Annotated in this window: 5 protein-coding genes; all 5 read right to left on the bottom strand. The window is 74.2% G+C overall.

Features of this window, described 5'->3' with window-relative positions:
* Positions 1–135: 135 nt before the first annotated feature.
* Positions 136–567: a peptidoglycan-binding protein gene (locus ND748_RS26860; RefSeq protein ID WP_251749005.1), complete on the bottom strand. Its 432-nt coding sequence runs from the start codon at positions 565–567 to the stop codon at positions 136–138.
* 215 nt (positions 568–782) lie between these two features.
* Positions 783–1,481 (bottom strand): DUF2889 domain-containing protein, encoded by a 699-nt coding sequence (locus ND748_RS26855; protein WP_251749004.1) that lies wholly within the window; start codon positions 1,479–1,481, stop codon positions 783–785.
* Positions 1,482–1,589: 108 nt separating this feature from the next.
* Positions 1,590–2,306, bottom strand: coding sequence for an urease accessory protein UreG (gene ureG / locus ND748_RS26850; RefSeq protein WP_251749003.1), 717 nt, complete (start codon positions 2,304–2,306; stop codon positions 1,590–1,592).
* A 150-nt stretch (positions 2,307–2,456) separates the two neighbouring features.
* On the bottom strand, positions 2,457–3,527 hold the full coding sequence (gene tsaD / locus ND748_RS26845) for a tRNA (adenosine(37)-N6)-threonylcarbamoyltransferase complex transferase subunit TsaD (protein WP_251749002.1): 1,071 nt from the start codon (positions 3,525–3,527) through the stop codon (positions 2,457–2,459).
* A gap of 121 nt (positions 3,528–3,648) precedes the next feature.
* Positions 3,649–4,119 (bottom strand): Fur family transcriptional regulator (locus ND748_RS26840; RefSeq protein ID WP_251749001.1); only part of this gene is annotated, 471 nt, incomplete at its 5' end.

Genomic DNA, 4,119 nt, shown 5'->3' with positions numbered 1-4,119 from the left:
GCCGACCAACCCGCCCGCCCCGGCGCTCCTCGCACCCGAGACCGCCGAGTAGGCACCGCGCCGGCCCTGCCCGTGGCCGGCCCCCTGCTCGTGGCCCGCTCTGCCCGTGGCCGGCTCTGCCCGTGGTCGGCGCGGTCAGCTGATCCGGTCGACCCTGGCCAGATGGTTCCAGGTGGTGGGGCCGACCTCGCCGTCGACAACGGCGTGGACGCTGAACTGGTAGTGCCGCACCCAGGCATCGGTGCGCGACCCGAACTCGCCGTCCACCAGGAGTGTCCACCGGTAGTCGGGGTCGAGCAGGCTGGCCGCGTCCTGCACGGCGCGGACGGCGTCGCCGCGCGAACCGGTCCGCACCGGCACGATCAGCGCCGGCCAGGTCCGCTGGCCGACCTCCCCGTCGGGCGTCAGCCGGTACCGGGTCTGGAAATCGCGCACGGCGGCCGTGGTCACGAGTCCGTAGACGCCGTCGACGAGGATGTTCAGGTCGTGCGCGCCGAGAAGATACTGCACGAGCTGCACGCTGTGTCCGACGTCACCGGGCTTCTGAACGGGCCAGACAAGTGCCATGAGAAGTTCTCCCGCATTGCATGAGTGAAGACGGACGGGGGTGGTTGGGAACACTTGTGAGACTGCGCTCGACCACCGGTTTCCGCCGCATTTCGTCGTGCTCGCGACACGCGGGAATGAGTCCGTAGTTCTCGTTGCTCGTGACTGCCCGCGATGCGGGAAAATTCCTGACCTTCCGGTCGGGACGGCCGATGCGTCCGCCGGTCGGCGGGCGTTCAGCTCCCTTCGTACGCGGTGAGCGGCGGCGCGGGGTAGGGGTCGAAGCCCGGACGCCAGCCGGCGGCGAGTTTCCGCGTGGCGATGCCGTCGGGTGCCCAGATGTGGCAGGTCCCGGTGAGGGCCGCGGCCTGCCGCCCACTCACCACGGGACCCGAGGGTGCGGGCCCGTCCGGTGTCGCGGTGGCACTCGGTGTCTCGGTGCCGTCCGGTGTCCCGGTGCCGTCCGGTGTCCCGGCGGCCGTGGCGGGTTCGCGCTGGACGGGCGGCTCGGCGCCGGGGGTCAGGCCGCGGCGGCGGGCGTCGGCGGCGCTCAGCGTCGCCTGGATGATGGCGGGGCCGGCGGCACGGGCGAGTTCGTGCAGGTGGGAGCAGCCGTGGACACCGGACACGGTCTCCCGCAGCGCCCGGGTGAAGCCGCGGCGCACGGACAGCCCGACGAGGCGGTCGAAGCTCGGCCTGATCAGCGGGCACTCGGTGTGCGGGAAGGCGTTCATCCCCGACTCGACGGCGACGATCGTCAGGTCCGGCGTCCGCACGTGCAGGGCGAGCTGCATGTCGTGCAGCAGCACCCGGGCCGGGTCCGGATGCCAGGGCCGGGTATCGCGCAGCCTCGCCTGGGCGATCAGCAGGTCGTCGGCCTGATGGACCTCGATCTCGATCGTCCTGCGGTGCACCGGCGGCACGGCTGCTGGCATCACGACTCCCCTCGCGCTCGCCCGGCGGCCGGCGCGCGGCCCCGGGGATGGTCCGACGGTCGGACCGGGGCCGGCTCACGGTGACGCGGCCCGCTTGGCCCGCTTGGCCTACCCGGCGGCGGCCGGGGCGGTGCCTCGGGGGCCGTGGGGGGACAGGTCGGCGAGCTGGGCCCGCACCCAGGCTGTCACGTCGCCGGCCCCGGGGTCGGCGGTCAGCGACGTGAACAACACCGGGCGGGTGCCACGGGCCGCCGCCGCGTCGCGGGCCATGACACCGAGATCCGCGCCGACCAGGGGGGCGAGATCCGTCTTGTTGATGACCAGCAGGTCGCTGAGGGTGACCCCAGGCCCGCCCTTGCGGGGCACCTTGTCGCCGCCGGCCACGTCGACGACGAAGATCTGCCGATCGATCAGCCCGTAACTGAACGTGGCGGTCAGGTTGTCACCGCCGGACTCGACGAGGACGAGATCGAGCGGGCCCGCGTCGGCCTCCAGATCCTCGACCATGTCCAGGTTGGCGGTGATGTCGTCGCGGATCGCCGTGTGCGGGCAGCAGCCGGTCTCCACCGCGCGGATCCGCCCCGGGTCCAGCACCCCGGCGCGGCGCAGAAAGTCGGCGTCCTCGGTGGTGTAGATGTCGTTGGTAACGACGCCGAGGCGCAGGCTCGGCGCCAGCGAGCGGCACAGCGCGGCGACGAGCGCGGTCTTGCCGCTGCCCACCGGGCCGCCGACGCCGATACGTGGCGCCCGTCCGAGCGGCGGCACCGGCCCGCCGCCACCGCCGTGCGCGTGCGGCGGATGCAGTTCGTCGTGACCGAGATGCATCGTCGGAGGTCTCCCGGGTGCGTGGGGCGGACGGAGCGGGCCCGACCGAGCGGCTGTGGCCGGGGACGAAGCGGCCGCGATCGGACGGAGTGGCTGCGGTGGGGCGAGCGGATGGGGCGGGTGCGGTCGGCTGGGGTCGGCTGGCGGGCGTCAGGCGGCGCGCTGCGCCGGGTGCGCCACGCCGAGCTGGGCGTGGTCGAGGAAGGCACCGGGCATCGCCGCGAGGTCCGGCCGGGACGGCGCGGCCCCCGAACGGACCAGCAGGTCCCCGAGAGCGGCGATCATCACCCCGTTGTCGGTGCAGCGCTTGCGGGCCGGAATCCGCAGCCGTAGGCCGGCGGCCTCGCACCGCTGCGCCGCCAGGGCCCGCAGCCGGCTGTTCGCCGCGACCCCGCCGACGATGAGCAGGTCGCCGATCTCGTGGTCACGGCAGGCGCGGATCGCCTTGGCGGTGAGCACGTCGACCACCGCCTCCTGGAACGACGCGATCACATCCCCGGCGGGGACGGTGGAGTCCGGATGAGCCTCCACCCAGCGGGCGACGGCCGTCTTCAGCCCGGAGAAGGAGAAGGTGTAGGGCGAGTCGGTGCGGCCGGTCAGCGGACGCGGGAACGCCAGCGCCGCCGGGTCGTTGCCGACCGCCTCGCGGTCGACCGCCGGACCGCCCGGGTAGGGCAGGCCGAGCACCCGGGCGACCTTGTCGAAGCATTCGCCGGCGGCGTCGTCGAGGGTGTCGCCGAGATGAATGATCGGGTCTCGGGCCAGATCACCGACGCGCAGCAGCGACGTGTGCCCGCCGGAGACGATCAGCGCGACGAGTGGGTCGGGCAGCGGCTCGCCGTCGACGAGGTCCGCGGCGAGATGGCCGGCGAGGTGGTGGACCCCGTAGAGCGGCACCTCGAGGGCGGTGGCGTAGGCCTTCGCCGCGGACACCCCGACGTGCAGCGCCGTGGCGAGGCCGGGGCCCGCGGTGACGGCGACGGCACCGATGTCGGCGGCGGTCAGCCCGGCCGAGGTCAGCGCCGCGCGCACGCACGGAACCAGTGCCTGCACGTGGGCCCGCGCCGCGATCTCCGGGACCACGCCGCCGTAGCGGGCGTGCTGGTCCATGCTCGTCGACAGCGCCTCGCCGAGCAGGACGCCGTCGCGGACGAGCGCGACGCCGGTCTCGTCGCAGGACGTCTCGATGCCCATCACCACCGGGCTGGGCTGCACCGGCATCGTTCGTGGCCTCCCTCGGACGGCGGACCGCCGCGTCCATACCGCGCTGTACTCCTACGAGGGACCGTTTGCGCCCTGGTGTTGAGCCTACGCCGGCCCCGGAATCGCGGGTCAGCCCAGGTCAGCGTGGGTGACCGGCGGGATCGGCGGCAGCGGTGCAGGTCCGGCACAGGCCGGTGAGCGCGGCGTGGTCGGGCTGGAGCCGGAACCCGATCTGGTGGGCGAGCCGATCGGCGACGGCGTCGAGCAGGTCGGCGGGCACGTCGCTGATCTCCCCGCAGCGTCGGCAGCGCACGTGCAGGTGGCCGCTGCCGGTCAGGGCCGAGGCGAGGTGGTAGACGGCGGGCCCGTGGTCGGGATGCACGTGGGTGACCAGGCCGAGTTCACCGAGGGTCTCCACCGCCCGGTAGACGGTGGTGCGGTGCAGCCCCGGGACGATCTGGTCGGCGCGGGCGAGGACGTCGTCGACGGAAAGGTGTTCGCTGGTCCCGGCGAGGACCCGCAGCACCGCCCGGCGGGCGGGGGTGACCCGCTCGCCGAGCGCCCGCAGCTCGGCGACCCCGGCAGCGGCGAGATCCGGCCGGCCGGAGCC

The organism is Frankia sp. AiPs1 (genome assembly GCF_023716945.1).
Classification (GTDB): domain Bacteria; phylum Actinomycetota; class Actinomycetes; order Frankiales; family Frankiaceae; genus Frankia.
The sequence above is the reverse complement of the archived record's forward strand: the minus strand, read 5'-3'. Positions and strand labels throughout refer to the sequence as shown.

Coding starts and splice junctions, on each gene's coding strand:
- ND748_RS26860 (WP_251749005.1), bottom strand. CDS start 567: ATGGCACTTGTCTGGCCCGTTCAGAAGCCCGGTGACGTCGGACACAGC.
- ND748_RS26855 (WP_251749004.1), bottom strand. CDS start 1,481: ATGCCAGCAGCCGTGCCGCCGGTGCACCGCAGGACGATCGAGATCGAG.
- ureG (WP_251749003.1), bottom strand. CDS start 2,306: ATGCATCTCGGTCACGACGAACTGCATCCGCCGCACGCGCACGGCGGT.
- tsaD (WP_251749002.1), bottom strand. CDS start 3,527: ATGCCGGTGCAGCCCAGCCCGGTGGTGATGGGCATCGAGACGTCCTGC.